The sequence below is a fragment of the Corynebacterium sp. genome (assembly GCF_030532195.1).
GTDB lineage: Bacteria > Actinomycetota > Actinomycetes > Mycobacteriales > Mycobacteriaceae > Corynebacterium.
The window spans coordinates 89,086-105,741 of the sequence record NZ_JAUNLP010000005.1 but is presented as its reverse complement, the minus strand read 5'-3'; the positions used below and the strand labels follow the sequence as shown (position 1 = coordinate 105,741).

The following is a 16,656-nucleotide window of genomic DNA, read 5'->3' as shown; positions in this document are numbered from 1 at the left end:
TCCATTTAGGTTAGCGGCAGGCAACCTTCGAGTTGGAGAAGCCACCGTTTCATCTCTCGGCCGCCAGCGTAGGCGCCGAAGGAACCCACTCCCCCGCTGGCTGGAACCACGCGGTGACATGGGATGATGATCCCCAGCGGATTGGTGGAGCAAGCCGAGCCCGCGGCACGGGCGGCCCGGGGCGAACCGGCCATCTCAGCGAGTTCGCCGTACGTCACCAGCTGGCCGTAGGGCACGTCGCGCAGCGCGGTGAGCGCGCGGGCGCGGAAAGAATCTTGGCTAAAAAGTTCGCAGTCCAGCGGCAGGTCAAATTCCTGACGCTGTCCGGCAAAGTACTCACGGAACTGCTGCGCTGCCAAATCCGCTACTGCTTGCGCTTCTTTGGAGGAGGCGCTGGGGGATTCGTCGTCAAGCACGGGGCCGGAGAGATTGACCTCAACGACCCCGCGTGCGGAGGTGGCGATGCCGACGGTGCCGAATGGGATATCGACCTGTGCAGTCGCCACTACTTCCTCCTAATTAGCCCTTGTGAGCCTGGAGCCACTCCAGCAGCTCATCCCACTCCTTTTCGTGACCGGAGCGGAAGTACCCACCGTAGCCTACGCCCTTGCCGCCGGCCGGGCGCGCCTGACGCTTTTCGATAACGGCAGCTGAACTCATGACATTGGTAATCAGATCCGCAGAGGACTCCTCGGTCCAGTAATCATCCGGAACGCGGATGGACAGGAACGGCTGCGGAGCCTTGGAGAAACGGTTGGCAAAATCAAACTCGTTGTCGTCGAAGAAGTAGCCTTCCTTGCGAGCCCACCGTGCCCACTGACGCATGACACCATTTGGCGGCTCCACAGACAGATTCCATGCTGACGCCGGAATGTGACCGGTGATAAAGCCGCTGATTGGGCCCAGGATGTTGAAGATAAAGAAGGCGCGCAGCTTACCTGCCAGCGACGGCACCTTGGTGATGCGCATGCCGCGGCAGTTGATCAGTGCTGCTGCGTCATAGGTGCCCTCAGAGCCTGCGTAAATGATGCCGTGGCCACCGACTGCGTGACCAACAGCGAAGTGCGGACCCTCCGGGAAAGTTTCCTTAGCCCACTCGATGACACCCGGGATGTCCTTGGTAATCCAGTCCGACATGCGGATATCTTCGTTGTTCTCGTCGGTCTTCAGACCGGACTCACCAATACCGCGGTAGTCGTAGGTAATGACCGCGTAGCCCTTTTCCGCAACGGTTTCTGCAAAGCGGTGGTAGAAACCCTGCGGCACACCAGTGCCGGAGTGGACGGTGATAACACCGTTCGGGATGTTCTCCGGGTTCTCCTTCGGACGGAACATGGTGCCACGCAGGAGCACTGTGTCATTGGCCGGGATAATGATGTCCTGGCGCGGGCATGGATCCGGCTGCTTCGGGCTATTGGCCGAGAAGCGAATATTCGTAGGCTTCTTTGCTGTCGATGAGGCTTCGGAGGTCATTTATGCAGTTCCTTCAAGTGGACTTAGGTGATGCATGATTTTGTATGCACATCTTAAGATGTAAGCCTCATCACTTTCAGGGGTTTGGCCGAATTTGGCTCACATTTGAGCCATTTGCAGTCGACGAACTCGTCCGGGAACCAGCCCGCAAACCCGCCGTCAGGCCAGCTAACTGGCCGACCATAAGAACCGCTCGCCGCGGCTAACACGCAAGAGTTCCTGGCACGGGTTCTGGAAGCGCTCTATAGATGTACGTCACCGTACGCGCGCTCATCCTCAATGGGCTCTAGGTGCGAGGAAATATGCACACCCGGGAAGCGCTCGCGCAGCTCATCTTCCATATCACTGAGCACATCATGGCCATGCTCCACGCTCCAGGCGCCCGGCACCAGCACGTGGAACTCAATGAACTGCTGGCGGCCAGACACGCGAGTGCGAATCTCATGAACATCAATGCCGCGGCTGCGATCGCGGTGGGACTTCAGAATCTGGTCCACTGCCTCGCGGTCTTCACCCTCCATGGCCTTGTCCATCAGACCATGACCAGCGTCGAGGATGAGCTTGCGGCCCGTAAACAGGATGTTGACGGCCACTGCCAGTGCAATCACCGGGTCGAGCCACCACTGACCGGTCAGCCAGACTAGGAACACACCGGCCAGCACACCGGCGGATGTCCACACATCGGTCATCAAATGCTTGCCGTCCGCAGTCAGCGCCACGGACTTATGTTCACGGCCGGCCTTAATCAGGATTAGTGCGACGACACCGTTGACCACCGATGCCGCCACGGTCACAATCAGACCGAGCCCAATCTGCTCAATTGGCTGCGGATTAATCAGGCGCTCGATGGAGGCGTAAATGATGTAGGCCGCCGCCACGAAAATCATGGCGCCTTCCAGCCCTGCGGAGAAGTACTCCGCCTTGGAGTGGCCGAACTCATGGTCGCGGTCTGCAGGTCGCGCGATAACCTTGAGGGCAATGACCGCGGCAAGCGCCGCAACAAGATTGACAATCGACTCCGTGGCGTCGGAAAGCAGACCCACAGAACCTGTCAGAACATAGCCCCAAAACTTCAGCGCGATGGTGACAACCGCCGCGCCTACCGAAAGCCAACCAAACCGAGATAAATCCTGCATATGCTGGGATTTTACCCCTTCCCCCACCGTCCCCACAGTTCTATGAGCACCGCATTTCAGTTCAATCTGCCTAACATCGGCGCTGGCCTCCCCTTTGCGTCCAAGCTTTCCTCGCTTCACGACGCCGTGTGCAACTCCGACGTAGTAGTGCAAGCCCCACCGGGTACCGGCAAGACCACGCTGGTTCCACCAACTGTGGCCAACGCGCTGGGCGGCAAGATTGTGGTCACAGCCCCGCGGCGTGTGGCGGTGCGCTCAGCTGCCCGGAGGCTCGCGCAGCTGTCGGGAACAAAGCTCGGCCAGGAGGTCGGCTACACAGTCCGTGGCGATGCCAAGGTCTCTGCTGCCACTCGCGTGGAGTTTGTGACTCCCGGGGTGCTACTGCGCCGCCTGCTGCGCGACGGCGATGTCGATGCCAGCGCTGTCCTCCTCGACGAGGTCCATGAGCACGGCCTGGATACCGACCTTGTGCTGGCCATGGTGCGCGACCTGCGAGATATCCGCGATGACCTGCGGCTTGTCGCTATGTCGGCAACGGTGGATGCGCCGAAGTTCGCGGCACTACTCGGCGATTCCACGCCGGCTCCGATTGTGGCGGCCGAGGCACAGATTCATCCGCTGGATATTCGCTACTCCCCGTTCCCACAGCGGCTTGATGCCCGCGGTGTTACCGATGACTTCCTGCGCCATGTGGCAGCACAGGCCACCGCGCTGCTCAGTGAATCCGCTGGCGACGTGCTGGTCTTCCTCCCCGGCGTCCGCGAGGTAGAGCGCTGCGCCGGATACATCTCTGACCAGGCGGATGTAGAGGTGCTCACGCTGCACGGCCAGCAGAGAGCGGAGGAGCAGGACCGCGTGTTTCGTCGTCAAGCACACACTCGCCGCGTGATTGTGTCGACATCGATTGCGGAGTCCTCGGTGACCGTGCCGGGCGTGCGCGCGGTCGTCGACGCCTGCCTGTCACGCGGGCCTCGTCTCGATGTCGCGCGCGGCTTCTCAGGTCTGGTGACCAGCTCGTGCGCGCAGTCGTCGGCGAATCAGCGCGCGGGTCGTGCCGGCCGTGAGGGCCCGGGCATTGTGGTGCGCTGCGTATCGCAGTCGGAATTCTCCTCCTTCTCCGCGTGGCCTGCGCCGGAGATCGAAATCGTCGACCTGACGCAGCCGATGCTTGACACCGCGGCGTGGGGTACGCCGGGAATGGCGGGACTAAAGCTTCTCGACGCTCCACCTGCTCACCACGCGGAGGCCGCTAACCGCATTCTTGCAGGCCTGGGCGCTATTGATGACAGGGGTGACATCACGGAACTCGGCCGCACGCTGGCCACGCTCCCGGTGCATCCGCGCATGGGTCGCGCACTGCTGACCGCCACCGCGATGCTGCCGGAGCACGCCGGTGCCGTGGCCAATGCCGTGGAAAAGCTCACCGATGCCCGCGGACTGGCACGCTTGGTGCGCAAGGTCGATATTGACACCGATGTCGAGCGCGTCGATCTGTTGCCCTCAGATATTCCGGCGGTGGTCACGGCGCTGGCCTGGCCGGATTTCATTGGGCGCCGCCGCAACGCCAAATCTGAGGAGTATCTCTTCACCGGTGGTACCGCCGCCGAGCTGGCCCGCAGCTTAGACTTGCGCGGACACGAATGGATTGCCGCCTCCGATATCTCGCGGCTCTCGCACGGGCGCGCACTGGTTCGCGCAGGCGAGGCCATTGACCTTGAGATTGCCATGCTCGCCGCCGGACACCTGGCGCACACAGAGACATCCGCGCAGGTGGAGTCGGGTCGCGTCCGCGCCCGCGAGCGCGACATGCTCGGCGCCATCGAACTTGCCTCCCGCCAGGTCTCCCCCACGTCTGAACAATGCATCGCTGCGAACTCCGCATGGCTTGCCGACGCCGACTTCAACCTCAACCGTGATACCGAAAACCTGCGTCGTCGCATGGCTTTTCTTCACACTCATCGCGGTGACCCGTGGCCAGATGTCTCCCCTGCCGGCTTAGCAGCTGCGGCCGATATCCTCTTCGCCGGCGAGTTGGATTCCCCGACCCCGCCGAAATTGGATGCGGAGCACTTGCGTCGCCTGTTGCCCTGGCCAGCTGCCGCAGACTTCGATTCCCTGGTGCCAGAGCGCCTAGAGGTGCCGTCTGGCTCCAAAATTCGCCTGGAGTACCCGGAGGATCCAACTGCCCCAGAGGCACAGATTGTGCTGGCTGTGAAGCTACAGGAGTGCTTTGGCCTGGCGGAGACTCCGCAGGTACTGGAAAAGCCGGTGACAATGCATTTGCTGTCACCGGCTCAGCGACCGCTTGCGGTCACTCAGGATTTAGAAAGTTTCTGGAATGGTGCCTACGCGCAGGTTCGCTCCGAGATGCGGGGCCGCTACCCCAAGCATCCGTGGCCGGAGAACCCGTGGGAGGAGCAGGCTACTGCGAGAACGAAGCGACGTCGTTAAGCGTTCACCGTCGCCCGAACGCGACTTGGATTGCGCCAGAGGTAGATTGCGTAGCCCAGGCAGGTGAAGAAGAGCACGCCACCCATGACTCCCTGCATGTTGCCGTAGAACCACTGCCCCACGTTGGCAGCGCGACCGAAGTCATTGCCCACGAAGACCTTGTACGGTGCCCACCAGTTGGCGATCATGAACAGTGCACCGGCAATCAAGTGCCACGTCTCGCGGACGTAGAGCACCAGCGGTACGAAGACCATGACAATCGACCAGTGATGGCTGACCGCGTAGGGCCCGGCGAAGCTGACAGCCAGCGCGACGAAGCCGAGAGCTGCGACATCGTAGCCGTTGCGGTGGTAAATCCACGCCACGAAGGCCGCGGCGATGGCGCCGAAGAGGAAGAAACCGTAAATGCCGATGTCCAGCGCGGTGCCCTCCAGCCCGGCGCGGGCGAGCAGACCACTGAATGCCTGGTTGGCCTCGTACGTTGGGGCGCCGCCGCGATTGCCGGCGAAGAACTCGTCGGTCCAGAAGTAAATGGACTCTTGGAAACGCACCGCGAAGCCGAGGGCGACGGTCACCAGGAACCAGCCGAAGCTCTTGGCCACGGCGACGAAGTCACGGCGCATCAGGAACACCAGCGCGTATGCCGCCGGGGTGATCTTGATGCCAGCTGCGACACCAACGCCTAAGCCCCGCAGTTTCTTCGGCAAAAAGCCCAGCACATCGGAGACCACCAGGAGCGCCAAGAAAACGTTGATCTGGCCGAAAAGCACGTTGGCGCGCAGCGGGTCCAGCAGCAGCACAACACCGAGCAGGCAGGTGGCCAGCAGCTTCGGGCGCTCGGAGGCGAGCCTGGTGAAGACCATCCACAGCATCGCCCACACCGCCGCCACGGTCGCGACCGTCCAAATGATCTGCAACGTGACCGGCCCCGCCCAGGTCAGGGGGTAAAACAGCAATGCTGCAAATGGTGGGTAGATGAAGCGGAAACCCGAGCGCGTGGGAAACTCCGCGGAGTAGAGATCCTGGCCACGTCGGAAGGCCCAGCCGGCGTCCTGGAAGACCTCGAGGTCCATCATGTAGGCAGTTGCCGCAAGATAGATGAAGTCGATGACAACGACCAGCGACACCAGCCCAAATACCATTGCTAAAATCCGCCGCTGTAGAGCGGAAAGCGTCGAGAGTCTGTCCATTAGCATGTCTTCGACACTACCGCACTGCTCACCCTATTCAGGCCTTAGACTAGGAAGTATGTTCGCCGAAAATTATCGCAAGGTTCGCTCTGAGATCGACGATGCTTGTCGACGAGCAGGGCGCCAACCCTCCGAGGTCCGCCTGCTGCCAGTCAGTAAAACAGTGCCTGCCGACGCCCTGGTGGAAGCCTGGCCGGAACTCGCCGCAGCCGGTTGCACCGGTCTTGGTGAAAACCGCGTCCAGGAGGCATCGGCCAAGGCCGAAGCATTCCGGGAAGCCTTTGGTGAGAAGGCACCGCATTTGACCATCATTGGTCCGCTGCAGACCAACAAGGCCGGACACCTGGTCAATTGCGCCGACGAGTTCCAGGCACTGGATCGCCCGAAGGTGGCCGCGGCGCTGCAGCGGCGGTTGGCCGATAGTGACCGCACGCTGGATGTGCTGATTCAGGTCAATGTCTCCCGCGAGCCGCAGAAGTCCGGTCTGGCTCCCAACCATGCGGCGGAATTTGTCAGCATGTTTGGTACTGACAGCGAGTACCCGAACTTGCGTCTGCGAGGGTTTATGACTATTGCGGCGCAGGGTGACCCGAATGTGCGGGAGACTTTTGCGGAGCTGCGTGAGCTGCGGGATAGCCTGGTGCCGAATCTTCCCGATGGTGTTAGCCTGAATGAACTCTCTATGGGCATGTCCGGGGACTATCGTGATGCTATCGCCGAGGGCGCGACCACCGTGCGCGTTGGGCGAGCGATCTTTGGTGAACGGTCATATCAGAAGTAGAGGTAATCTCAACGTCATGAGCACTAACGTCTCCCCTTGTTCTCGTCGCCGTTTCCTCCTGGGTACTGCCACCACGGCAGCCGGCGCGTTGATTGCAGCCTGTGCACCGAAGTCGGCTGTGGAAAAGGTAGCCGCCGCCGACGTCCCCGTCGGTGGTGGCGTGGTGATTGGCAACTACGTCATCACCCAGCCGGAGAAGGGCAAGTTCGCCGCATACTCCACCGTGTGCCCGCACCAGAATGGTCGAATCACCGAGGTCGCCGATGGCGTAATGATTTGCCCGAACCACGGCTCGCAGTTTGATATTGCCACTGGTGAGGTTGTCGCTGGTCCGTCCCGCAAGCCCGCTGGTAAGGCACCGCTGTCGGCCAATGGCACTGAGCTGATTGTGGGCCAGAAGTAAGCGGTTTGGGCACGGCCTGATGGCGCGTGCGGTCTCGGACTCGAGACCTCTCGAGCTAGAGGCCTATTAAGTCCATACCGCTCTGGGTGAGCTGAAATCGTAGCGGACGACGGCTGGTCGCGGTAACCAAATCTCTTTCTTCTAAGCCCTGGACATACTTGCGCGCTGTCCGCTTTTCCTTACCCAATGCACTGGCGAGCTGATCCTGGTTAATCCCATATTCAGGTCCAAAAAGGCGCACCTGGGCTAGGACGAACAGCGTCGAAATTTCGTTCTCTGTCAGTGGCGTGGAAAAGATGCTCCCCGATGTCTCGGCCAACTCTGAAATGCGCTGGTCAATCTTCTTAAACTGCTCGTTTTTGACTTGCAGTTCTTCCAAAAGATACTGCTGTGCATCCAGCAGTACATCGGCCAGAGTGCTGACAAAGAAAGTAACTTCGCCACGGTTCATCGGGTCTTCTGCGACGGTGAAAGCCTTGTAATACTTCGCCTTATCGTCAGCCAACTGGCGTGACAGAGTAAGCGCTGTGGCCGTCGACAGTGATTCCCGCAATGCCACTGAGAGCAAGAACCTCCCCATCCGGCCATTGCCGTCATAAAAGGGATGGATGTATTCAAACATGAAGTGGCTTGCCAAAATCCGAATCAGTCGATTGCCTGACTCAGAATTCACGGTGGTAAGAAACTCACTCAAGAGCTGGTGAATAGCTGCTTCAGATTCAACGCCACGGTGAATCTGGGTTTGCCCATCGGTGATTGTCACGGCCGACGCTCGAAATAGTTCACCATCCAGGGCATTTTCTGCCGAGACTTCTTCGCCTAAGAGCTGATCGTACTGCTGCCGCAGCTCCACCAAAGTGCCGGGAAATTCAATTTTTTCCTCATTGGCCAGCTGAAAGTAGAGCTGACTGAATTCCTGGAAACGCTTGTGCTTTGCACCAGCAGTGTTTTCCAAAGCTTCCGCAACTTCTCGCCGAGTGGAGTGAATCCCCTCAATCTCATTAGTGGCAACCACTTCAGCCAAGAGCAGGTTAAAAAGATAGTGACTCCGCGCAGCACCAGGCAGTCCAGCCCACAAGTGCGAAATCTGCAATTCCTGGGCAAGGATTTTTTCAACTTTGGCCGCCAGATCACTGGTGATACAGCAAAAGAGAGGCCACTGCCCGACCTGGAAGCTCCACTGAATCGTCGATGGCGATTCAGTGCGCAATAGGTATGTTCGCTCGACTTCCCTATTCGCTTCGTGCGCAGACATGTGAAAAATCCGCTTCAACGGGTAGTGCTTCATGGCGCAATCTCGCTTTCCTGCCATTCTTTACAAGTATTGCACCAAAAAGAGGCCCTTAATGTAAAAAATGGCGATTTTTTACATTAAGGGCCGAGTCGCGCCACTCTAAATGCACTATTCCGTGCACTACTGCCGCGCCTTTTCCCGTGGCTTCAGCCCCGCCACGGCACATGCGCCCGCGATAAAGGACAGTGCTGCCAACCACGGAATCAGACCCGCCCATTCAAAGCGGCCGAAGACCATGCCGGATACCCAACCGACAATGGAGGAACCGGCATAGTAGCTAAACAGGTACATCGAGGATGCCTCGGCGCGGTCGCGCTGTGCGACCAGCCCCACACCGGACGACGACAGCGAGTGCGCCACGAAAAACGATGCCGTGAAAATCAGCACGCCGATAATCAGCGCGGGCAACCACGGCAGTAATGCCAGGCCGAGCCCCGCGCACGCCGCGACCGTCGCAATCGCGATGAGGCGACGACGGCTCACCGTCTTCGCCCACACGCCTGCGCGTGCCGACGACCACGTGCCCGACAGGTACAGGATAAAGACGAACCCTGCCAGTGCCGGCGAGAGTCCAAACTTATCGCCAAGTCGGAAGCCCAGGTAGTTGTACAGGGAGACAAACGATCCCATAAACAGGAACGCCAGAGCACACAGCGCGAGAATCCGTGGATCTCGCATGTGACGGGAAATAGCCTGGCCCTCCCCGGCAAACGAGAGTTCCTTCGGGCGGAACCTGCGCTGCTGTGGCAAGAAGTACCAGGTCAGGATGGCAAAGATGAATGCGACCGAGGCCGATACCGCAATGGCCACACGCCAGGAGGCGAACTCCAGCACAATCGAGGGAATGATACGGCCGAGCAATCCGCCGACAGTGGTGCCGGAGATATAGAGGCCCATGACGCGACTGACGTGATCCGCGTGGACCTCCTCACTGACATAAGCCATGGCCACCGCTGGTACACCGGCGATGACTATTCCCTGTAGCAACCGCAACGCAATAATCGAGCCAATGCCCGGCGCGATTGCCACCACCAGCCCCAACAGCGTGGCCACCAGCGCACTGATGACAATTACTCGTCGACGCCCAAAGCGTTCCGAGAGAATAGACACCGGAATAATCGCACACGCCAAACCACCTGTCGTGGCCGATACCGTTAGCGCGGCAGTGGCTGGGTCGACCGACAGTTCGTCGGAAAGCGTGGGCAACAACGCCTGGGTGGCGTAGAGCGCTTGGAACGACGCCAGTCCGGCGAAGAGCACGGCGATGAGCGCGCGGCGGAATCCGGGCTCGCCTGGCCGTAGTCCTTCGGCAATCTGTTCGGAGTTTTCGTTTGCGCTAGTCACTATTTCTACGTTAGCGCTCGCGCTAAATGTGGAAAACCTTTTCCATTTTCGCGCGGGCGGAGCTTTCATTTATTAGTTTCGTACACATGAGTACTCCTGCCACGCAATCGTCCGCCGCTAACACTGATCGCGACCACGATATTGTCGTCTACGGAGCCACGGGCTTCGTGGGCCGTCTGATTGTCGAATACCTTGCCGAACACGCAGGTGACACGCGTGTAGCGCTTGCTGGTAGGAACGCCGCCAAGCTTGCCGACGTCGCCGAGAACGCAGGCGTATCGGACTGGCCAGTCATTGTTGCGGATGCCACCGACCAGCAGGCGCTGGCACGGCTCGCGGGCAGCACGAAGGTGGTGTTGACCGTGGTGGGGCCATACGCGAAGTACGGCTCCACGCTGGTTGCCGAGTGCGCCAAGGCCGGCACTCACTATGTCGATCTGTGTGGTGAAGTGCTGTTTGTCCACGATTCAATTGCCAACAACCACCAGGTAGCGCAGGAAACTGGCGCAAAGATTGTCCACTCCTGCGGTTTCGATTCGATTCCCTCCGATGTCGCCATCCGCGAGTTGCACGAGGCTGCTCACACAAAACTCGGTGAGACCACGTTGCTGTTCAAGCACGTCAAGGGTGGTCTGTCCGGCGGCACCATCGATTCGGTTCGCTACCAGATTGAGCAGGCCAAGAAGAATCCTGCGCTGCGCCGTATCGTCGCTGACCGCTACGCGCTGGCTGAGCCCGGCCCTGATCAGGGCACATTCGGCGAGGATCTGCGCCCGGCGCGGTTCCGCCGCCGCTGGCGCGCACCTTTCTTCATGGCGCCCTACAACACCCGCATTGTGCAGCGCTCGGCATACCTAAATAACTACGGCGATTCTTTCCGCTACCGCGAGCTGCTCAATGTCGGACGTGGTCTGAAGGGTTTTGTGCGCGCATTTGGCTTCGCATTCGGCGCGAAGCTGGCTCTGGCGGCGATGGGTTTTGCGCCGACGGCGAAGTTCATTGATAAGAAACTGCCGAAGCCGGGCGAGGGCCCGAGCGCCGAATCCCGCGCCGAAGGCCGCTTCACCATCGAGGCCTACACCGTGGATACCTCCGGCATCCACTGGCGTTCCACGGTGTCGCTCGAGGAAGACCCAGGTTACGAAGGCACCGCCATGATGATTTCCTCCGCCGCCCTCGCACTGGCTCACGACGATCTGCCGGACACCACCGGCGTGCTCACTCCTACGGTCGCGCTTGGCGACGCCCTGTCTCGCCGTCTCCGCGCCGGCGGCATGACCATCGAGGCGGTGCAGGCTCAATGATTAGTGGCCTGACCAGCGCTGTTAAAGAGTTCTCCCACGGACCAAAGCTGCCTGACGTCTGCGGTGGCGGCCAAGCTGGTGGCCGCGCACTGGTGACCGGTGCCTCCTCCGGCATTGGTTGGGCGTGCGCAGAGGCGCTGGTTAAGGCCGGATTCGAGGTCATTGGCACTTCCCGCAGGGGCACTGAGGCACCACACCCTGAGGGTGTGCAGATGGTGGCGCTCGATATGTCCAGCGCGGACGATATCGCCGCGGTGGTCGCCGGTGGGCCGTACGACGTCGTCGTGGCCAACGCCGGGGAGAGTCAATCGGGCGCTTTCGAAGAGCTGCCCCGCGAGGCGCTGGGGCGTCTCTTCCAGGTCAATGTTTTAGGGCAGGTGGAATTGTTACAGCAGCTTCTGCCCGGCATGCGCGCTGCTGGTCGTGGCCGCATTGTGATGATTGGCTCGATGCTGGGTGGGCTGCCGCTTTCCTACCGCTCCTCCTATGTGGCAACCAAGGCTGCCATCCGCGGCTTTGGCCTGGCCATGCGTGGCGAGGTCGCACAGTTCGGTATCGGCGTAACCGTTGTTGAACCCGGTGCTATCAACACTGGTATTTCGGCACGTCGAACGACGTATAGCGATGACGACTCCGTCTATGCCGCCGACCTACACCGCATGCTGACGCGGCTGAATGCCAATGAGGAAAGTGGCATTCCCGCGTCCAAGATTGCGGAGCTGGTCATGCGCGAAGTGGCTGCCGAGAGACCATTGCCGCTGGTGGCGCGGGGATCGTCGGCAAGCGTGGCAGTGCCCTTTATGCGCCGCATCCCAACGCAGGCGATGCTGACCATCATGCGTCGGGTGCATGGGCTGCGGTGAGTTAGTCGGCCCCGGGCTTGGTCGGCTCGGTTCTAGTCGGCTCGGCCCTAGTCGGCGATGGCGCGCATTTCGACGGCCTGTGCGCACGCCGCTGCAGCTTCATGAGCCAAGTTGATGGCTTCATGCTCGTTCTCGACATCGACGATCCAAAAGCCCGACGGGAACGTCATCGCGTTGTAGTACGGCATATTGTTGTGCGAGCCATCCGGCAGCACCGTCATGGCCTGTTCCGGCGGGACCAGCCCGCCGGCCATTACCCAGTGACCTTCGTCCTGGAGCTTCTGATTGAAGCGCCCGACGCGGTCAAAGGCAGCCTGCATCTCCTCATCAGAGTCATACGCATTGATATCTCTACGGCCGTGGACGGTGAAAAAGTACTGCACACCAAGCTCCCGAATTTCGTTTTGCTAAGTGTAGCAGATTGGGTGGGGTTGGGAGGGTGCCTGGAGGGAATTCGTAGCTGATTGCCCAATTTATCCATATACCAAAGTGGTACTGTCAGTGGTACCATGCTGGTGTTGAAAATTAAGGACAAAAAATGACCTACACCGCCGAAAAGTTTACCTACCAGGTTTTTTGGTCTGAACCTGATCAGGAATTTGTAGCGACCGTGCTTGAGTTTCCCTCACTGTCATGGGTGGCTGACAGCTCGTCGGAAGCGGAGCACAAGCTCCGGGATCTTGTCACCGAAGTTCTTGCGGACATGGAAGCATCCAACGAAAAGATCCCAGAACCTCTCGGTCACCGATTCTATTCAGGGCGTTTCAATGTCAGAATTTCCAGTTCGCTCCATCGAAAACTGACAATGGCAGCTGCCCGCGAAGGCATCTCGCTCAACGCTTACGTAGCGCAGGCACTCGCGAGTGCTGCATAGGTTGTTTCCGACGTGGCGGACTCTGTAGACGACACCACCTACACTAACCTTTCCGGACCTTCCGCCAGGCCCAATCGATAATCGCGAACCCAACCAGCGTCACACCAAACAGCGGTGCGACCACCGAATACGCAACCAACAGCACCACAACGGCCGCTGCAACGCCCGGGCGAATGTCCCGCCAGCGTGTCGGCGCCGGGAACCTGCCGAAGCTCGCACCTCGGCCACGCCCAAACCACATGGCGTAGCCACGCACAATCATTGCGAGCAGACCAACACCAATCAGTGCCAGAATCAGCTGATTCACCCAGCCAAACAGAATGCCCATGTGCGCATTGATAAGCCATTCGGTCAGCTTTGCCGGCAACGGCCAATCCGCAAAGTGAATCCGGTCGACCACACCCGCAGTCGGCCCGTCCACGGCGACAGTCTCGACTCCCATCCGCCATTCCTCGCGTGCTTCCTTGGCCACCCACGTGGTGCCTACCTCCGGAGGCGTCAGCTCGACTTTGCCAGACAGCCCCTCAGCACGCGCGACGGCCATGACACCATCGGCCTCTGACCAGTCATAACTGGCTGGCGCAGTCGCCACTACAGCCGGTTTCGGCGCATACCAGTCCATGGCTTCACGCAACTTGCCAATGTCGGTGCCCGCCACCCATGACCACGTCAGGCCCGTGACAGTCAGGAACAGCAGCCCAAGGCTGATCCCCACGCCGACATTCGCGTGACGACGCATATGATGCGCCCGCTTACTTGTCCCCTGTGTCCGCTTGCGGCGTGACCGGTCCCACCAGAGCCACAGCCCACCGAGTGCCAGCGCACCCACCCAGGATGCTGCCGTCTCGGAATAGAGGCGACCAAAGTTGTTATCAATCCAGAGCCTGCGGTGCCCCTCTGAGATCCACGCTCGCAACGGCAATGCCGCCGAGGATCCGTATTGCACCAGGTCGCCCTTCACGCTCAGGTCACCTGGGTCCACAAACACCGCATGGCGGTAGGACTCCGATTTCAGGTTCTCATCATTGAACATGACTCGCGTTGTCTGACCGGGCTTTTCTGGGACCTGTACTGCGCTCACCGGCAGGTCGGGGTGAAGGCGCTGCGCTACCTCAACCTGTTTTTCCAGAGGCTGCGCGGGAAGATTCGATGTTGCTGTTAGTTGTTCGTGGTAGACCGCCTTTTCCATGCTCGGGGCGAGGGCATATGCCACGCCGGTAATAGTTGCAATAACAATCAGTGGTGCAACGAGGATTCCCGCAACGACATGAATTCGATGCAGAAATGCTCGTGGACCTCCGTTTTTCTGAGTCTTTGCGACGGGGTTTGCGGCTGGTAATCCAGCGGCATCGCCTGTGGCTATTGAAGTCATGCCTTATTAGTCGGATGACTCGCACTGGTTGTTCCCCAGAAAAATTAACCTTTTGATTTTTCAGGGGTAGCCATTTAGCCCTACCCCGGATCCGCCCTCACGCGTACCCTCGAGCACATGGCTTACCCAGACGTTTATAACGCCGCCGAAAACCGCTACGAAAAGATGTCGTACAACCGTTCCGGTAATACTGGCCTGAAGCTTCCGGCCATTACGCTGGGGCTTTGGCACAACTTTGGTGATGACCGTCCACTGGATACGCAACGTGAGATCCTGCGCACCGCGTTCGACAACGGCGTCACCCATTTCGATTTGGCCAATAACTACGGCCCACCCCAGGGCTCTGCGGAGGAGAACTTTGGCCGCATTATGGCCAAGGATTTCGCTCCGTACCGCGATGAAATGATTATTTCCTCCAAGGCCGGCTGGTACATGCAGGACGGCCCCTACGGCTTTGGCGGCTCGCGGAAATACCTCGTGGCCAGCTGCGATGCATCGCTGAAGCGCATGGGCCTGGATTATGTGGACATTTTCTACCACCACCGTCCGGATCCAGAGACGCCTATTGAGGAAACCGTGGCTGCGCTCGACTTCCTGGTTCGCTCCGGTCGTGCGCTCTACGTCGGTGTTAGCTCCTACTCCCCGGAGCTGACCCGTCGCGCGCAGAAGGTTGCCCGTGAGCTGGGCACTCCACTGACCATCCACCAGCCGAGCTACTCCATGTTCAACCGTTGGATTGAGGATGAGCTGCTGGAAACCTGTGCCGACGAGGGCATGGGCATCATCGCCTTTTCTGCCCTTGCGCAGGGGCTTCTCACCGACCGTTACCTCGACGGCGTGCCGGAGTCCTCGCGTCTTGGCGCACACAAGATGAGCTCGAAGTTCCTCAATGAGGACACACTCACCGCTATCCGCGCGCTGAACGATATTGCTTTACGACGAGGTCAGTCACTGGCACAGATGGCCATTTCCTGGGTTCTCCGCCGTCCGGAAGTGACCTCGGCCCTGATTGGTGCATCGTCGGTGAAGCAGCTGAAGAACAGCCTCGGCGCGCTCGATGCGGCACCGTTTAGTGATGAAGAGCTGGCGGAGATTGACAAGTGGGCTGTTGACCGCGGCATCAATCAGTGGCAGGGCGCAACTGATTCTGTGAAGTAGGTCGGCTCCCGCTTCGGTGGGGCCTAGACCTGCTGGTTCAGCGTTGGCAGCACATATTCAATCAGCTCATCCAGCTGCTCCTCCGCGTCGCGCTTGGAGGTGCGGAAGCTGATGCTGACGTGGTTGATGCCGAGTTGGCGCTGAGATGCAAGCAGCTCAATTAGCGTGTTTCGGCCGAGTCGGTACCCGAAGTGCCCGCCCTGCGCGGGCGCATTGCGGTTGTCATGCAGGTCAATCCACAGTGATTCCAGGAAGGGCTTGAACACATCATCGCCGCATTCCTGCGCCACTGCTTCACGCCAGCGGCCAATATTTTTCCGCTGCATTTCCAGACCTTTGTGGTACATGAACCAGCCGTCAGTATGCGCGGCTTTCCACTCCAAGCTCTGCTGACATGAACCGGTGGCCAGTAGCGGAATCCGGCTGGCCAGCGGTTTTGGCACCACATCCGAGCCGCCCATCTTTCCCTCGGACCACCGAATCGGGCGATATGAGGTACGAAGTGCTTTCTCATATACCTGGATATGTTCGCGGAAACGCTCATCGCGCTTACCTTTGTCCTGGTTAAAGGCAGGAAATTCCTCGGGACGGTCACCTGTGGCGACGCCGAAGAGGAAACGGCCGTCGGAAAGCCTGTCCAACGTGGCAGCACGCTTGGCCATGACCAGCGGATGCTGAAACGGCACGACGATTGCAGCGGTGCCGAGTGCGATGTCGGTGGTGTGTGCGGCGATGTAGCTCAAATACATCCATGGGTCATAGACTTGGCCGACGTCGCCGAATGTTTCCACGCGCAGCGGGATATCGCGTGCCCATACTGCGGCGATTCCGGCGCACTCTGCCTTGCGGATTAACCGGATTTGGTTGCTGAGCACGTCTGTTGGCTCGGCTTCGGAGTCCTGTTCAATAGGTAAGCTGAGGCCCACGGTCAACCGGCCCGGCGCGAATGTGCGCTGGTATCCCGGCAGGTCTGCGATGGGCTTGTCAGAGAGGTCAAACAGCGAGCTCATGGT

16 protein-coding genes are annotated in these 16,656 nt (G+C 59.8%); 7 read left to right on the top strand and 9 right to left on the bottom strand.

All coding sequences use genetic code 11. The features are described 5' to 3' along the window. Window positions 1-5 precede the first annotated feature (5 nt). The 3 genes from Q4E11_RS06910 to Q4E11_RS06900 all read right to left on the bottom strand — a co-directional run bounded on the left by Q4E11_RS06910 (window position 6) and on the right by Q4E11_RS06900 (window position 2,609). A complete protein-coding gene (locus Q4E11_RS06910) occupies window positions 6-506 on the bottom strand; it encodes a methylated-DNA--[protein]-cysteine S-methyltransferase (protein ID WP_303164716.1) in 501 nt (166 codons plus the stop codon). Window positions 507-519: 13 nt separating this feature from the next. Then, window positions 520-1,473 (bottom strand): alpha/beta fold hydrolase, encoded by a 954-nt coding sequence (locus tag Q4E11_RS06905; protein ID WP_303164714.1) that lies wholly within the window; start codon window positions 1,471-1,473, stop codon window positions 520-522. Window positions 1,474-1,715: 242 nt separating this feature from the next. Beyond that, on the bottom strand, window positions 1,716-2,609 hold the full coding sequence (locus Q4E11_RS06900) for a cation diffusion facilitator family transporter (protein WP_303164713.1): 894 nt from the start codon (window positions 2,607-2,609) through the stop codon (window positions 1,716-1,718). Window positions 2,610-2,651: 42 nt separating this feature from the next. On the opposite strand from Q4E11_RS06900, the gene Q4E11_RS06895 reads away from it, so the two are divergent. Continuing rightward, on the top strand, window positions 2,652-5,060 hold the full coding sequence (locus Q4E11_RS06895; RefSeq protein WP_303164711.1) for an ATP-dependent RNA helicase: 2,409 nt from the start codon (window positions 2,652-2,654) through the stop codon (window positions 5,058-5,060). On the opposite strand, the gene Q4E11_RS06890 is transcribed toward Q4E11_RS06895, so the two are convergent. Beyond that, window positions 5,057-6,202: a glycosyltransferase 87 family protein gene (locus Q4E11_RS06890; RefSeq protein WP_303164709.1), complete on the bottom strand. Its 1,146-nt coding sequence runs from the start codon at window positions 6,200-6,202 to the stop codon at window positions 5,057-5,059. The two genes, Q4E11_RS06895 and Q4E11_RS06890, sit on opposite strands and share 4 nt — an antisense overlap. A 106-nt stretch (window positions 6,203-6,308) precedes the next feature. On the opposite strand from Q4E11_RS06890, the gene Q4E11_RS06885 reads away from it, so the two are divergent. Together Q4E11_RS06885 and Q4E11_RS06880 are read left to right on the top strand one after the other, a co-directional pair. Then, window positions 6,309-7,031, top strand: a complete 723-nt coding sequence (locus tag Q4E11_RS06885; protein WP_303164708.1) for a YggS family pyridoxal phosphate-dependent enzyme — start codon at window positions 6,309-6,311, stop codon at window positions 7,029-7,031. A 16-nt stretch (window positions 7,032-7,047) separates the two neighbouring features. Then, on the top strand, window positions 7,048-7,434 hold the full coding sequence (locus Q4E11_RS06880) for a Rieske (2Fe-2S) protein (protein WP_303164707.1): 387 nt from the start codon (window positions 7,048-7,050) through the stop codon (window positions 7,432-7,434). Window positions 7,435-7,489: 55 nt separating this feature from the next. On the opposite strand, the gene Q4E11_RS06875 is transcribed toward Q4E11_RS06880, so the two are convergent. Together Q4E11_RS06875 and Q4E11_RS06870 are read right to left on the bottom strand one after the other, a co-directional pair. Next, window positions 7,490-8,746, bottom strand: a complete 1,257-nt coding sequence (locus tag Q4E11_RS06875) for a Fic family protein (RefSeq protein WP_303164706.1) — start codon at window positions 8,744-8,746, stop codon at window positions 7,490-7,492. A gap of 102 nt (window positions 8,747-8,848) precedes the next feature. Then, on the bottom strand, window positions 8,849-10,072 hold the full coding sequence (locus tag Q4E11_RS06870; protein ID WP_303164704.1) for an MFS transporter: 1,224 nt from the start codon (window positions 10,070-10,072) through the stop codon (window positions 8,849-8,851). Window positions 10,073-10,158: 86 nt separating this feature from the next. Here Q4E11_RS06870 and Q4E11_RS06865 point away from each other — a divergent pair, with 86 nt between their 5' ends. Beyond that, complete coding sequence (locus Q4E11_RS06865; protein ID WP_303164702.1) at window positions 10,159-11,376, top strand: trans-acting enoyl reductase family protein; 1,218 nt, start codon at window positions 10,159-10,161, stop codon at window positions 11,374-11,376. Next, complete coding sequence (locus tag Q4E11_RS06860; RefSeq protein ID WP_303164701.1) at window positions 11,373-12,239, top strand: SDR family NAD(P)-dependent oxidoreductase; 867 nt, start codon at window positions 11,373-11,375, stop codon at window positions 12,237-12,239. The genes Q4E11_RS06865 and Q4E11_RS06860 overlap by 4 nt, the downstream gene beginning before the upstream one ends. Before the next feature lie 47 nt (window positions 12,240-12,286). Here Q4E11_RS06860 and Q4E11_RS06855 read toward each other — a convergent pair whose 3' ends face one another. After that, window positions 12,287-12,622, bottom strand: coding sequence for a YciI family protein (locus Q4E11_RS06855; protein WP_303164699.1), 336 nt, complete (start codon window positions 12,620-12,622; stop codon window positions 12,287-12,289). Between the two features lie 155 nt (window positions 12,623-12,777). Here Q4E11_RS06855 and Q4E11_RS06850 point away from each other — a divergent pair, with 155 nt between their 5' ends. After that, on the top strand, window positions 12,778-13,113 hold the full coding sequence (locus tag Q4E11_RS06850; RefSeq protein WP_303164698.1) for a type II toxin-antitoxin system HicB family antitoxin: 336 nt from the start codon (window positions 12,778-12,780) through the stop codon (window positions 13,111-13,113). A 43-nt stretch (window positions 13,114-13,156) separates the two neighbouring features. Here Q4E11_RS06850 and Q4E11_RS06845 read toward each other — a convergent pair whose 3' ends face one another. After that, window positions 13,157-14,485, bottom strand: a complete 1,329-nt coding sequence (locus tag Q4E11_RS06845) for a PepSY domain-containing protein (RefSeq protein ID WP_303164697.1) — start codon at window positions 14,483-14,485, stop codon at window positions 13,157-13,159. A gap of 117 nt (window positions 14,486-14,602) precedes the next feature. On the opposite strand from Q4E11_RS06845, the gene mgrA reads away from it, so the two are divergent. After that, entirely contained in the window at window positions 14,603-15,643 is a 1,041-nt protein-coding gene (mgrA, locus tag Q4E11_RS06840; protein ID WP_303164696.1) for an L-glyceraldehyde 3-phosphate reductase, read from the top strand. Window positions 15,644-15,666: 23 nt separating this feature from the next. Here the strand turns inward: mgrA and Q4E11_RS06835 are convergent, their stop codons facing one another. Further along, a complete protein-coding gene (locus Q4E11_RS06835) occupies window positions 15,667-16,653 on the bottom strand; it encodes an LLM class oxidoreductase (RefSeq protein WP_303164695.1) in 987 nt (328 codons plus the stop codon). Window positions 16,654-16,656: the final 3 nt, after the last annotated feature.

Coding starts and splice junctions, on each gene's coding strand:
- Q4E11_RS06905 (WP_303164714.1), bottom strand. CDS start 1,473: ATGACCTCCGAAGCCTCATCGACAGCAAAGAAGCCTACGAATATTCGC.
- Q4E11_RS06900 (WP_303164713.1), bottom strand. CDS start 2,609: ATGCAGGATTTATCTCGGTTTGGTTGGCTTTCGGTAGGCGCGGCGGTT.
- Q4E11_RS06895 (WP_303164711.1), top strand. CDS start 2,652: ATGAGCACCGCATTTCAGTTCAATCTGCCTAACATCGGCGCTGGCCTC.
- Q4E11_RS06890 (WP_303164709.1), bottom strand. CDS start 6,202: ATGGTATTTGGGCTGGTGTCGCTGGTCGTTGTCATCGACTTCATCTAT.
- Q4E11_RS06885 (WP_303164708.1), top strand. CDS start 6,309: ATGTTCGCCGAAAATTATCGCAAGGTTCGCTCTGAGATCGACGATGCT.
- Q4E11_RS06880 (WP_303164707.1), top strand. CDS start 7,048: ATGAGCACTAACGTCTCCCCTTGTTCTCGTCGCCGTTTCCTCCTGGGT.
- Q4E11_RS06875 (WP_303164706.1), bottom strand. CDS start 8,746: ATGGCAGGAAAGCGAGATTGCGCCATGAAGCACTACCCGTTGAAGCGG.
- Q4E11_RS06865 (WP_303164702.1), top strand. CDS start 10,159: ATGAGTACTCCTGCCACGCAATCGTCCGCCGCTAACACTGATCGCGAC.
- Q4E11_RS06860 (WP_303164701.1), top strand. CDS start 11,373: ATGATTAGTGGCCTGACCAGCGCTGTTAAAGAGTTCTCCCACGGACCA.
- Q4E11_RS06850 (WP_303164698.1), top strand. CDS start 12,778: ATGACCTACACCGCCGAAAAGTTTACCTACCAGGTTTTTTGGTCTGAA.
- Q4E11_RS06845 (WP_303164697.1), bottom strand. CDS start 14,485: ATGACTTCAATAGCCACAGGCGATGCCGCTGGATTACCAGCCGCAAAC.
- mgrA (WP_303164696.1), top strand. CDS start 14,603: ATGGCTTACCCAGACGTTTATAACGCCGCCGAAAACCGCTACGAAAAG.
- Q4E11_RS06835 (WP_303164695.1), bottom strand. CDS start 16,653: ATGAGCTCGCTGTTTGACCTCTCTGACAAGCCCATCGCAGACCTGCCG.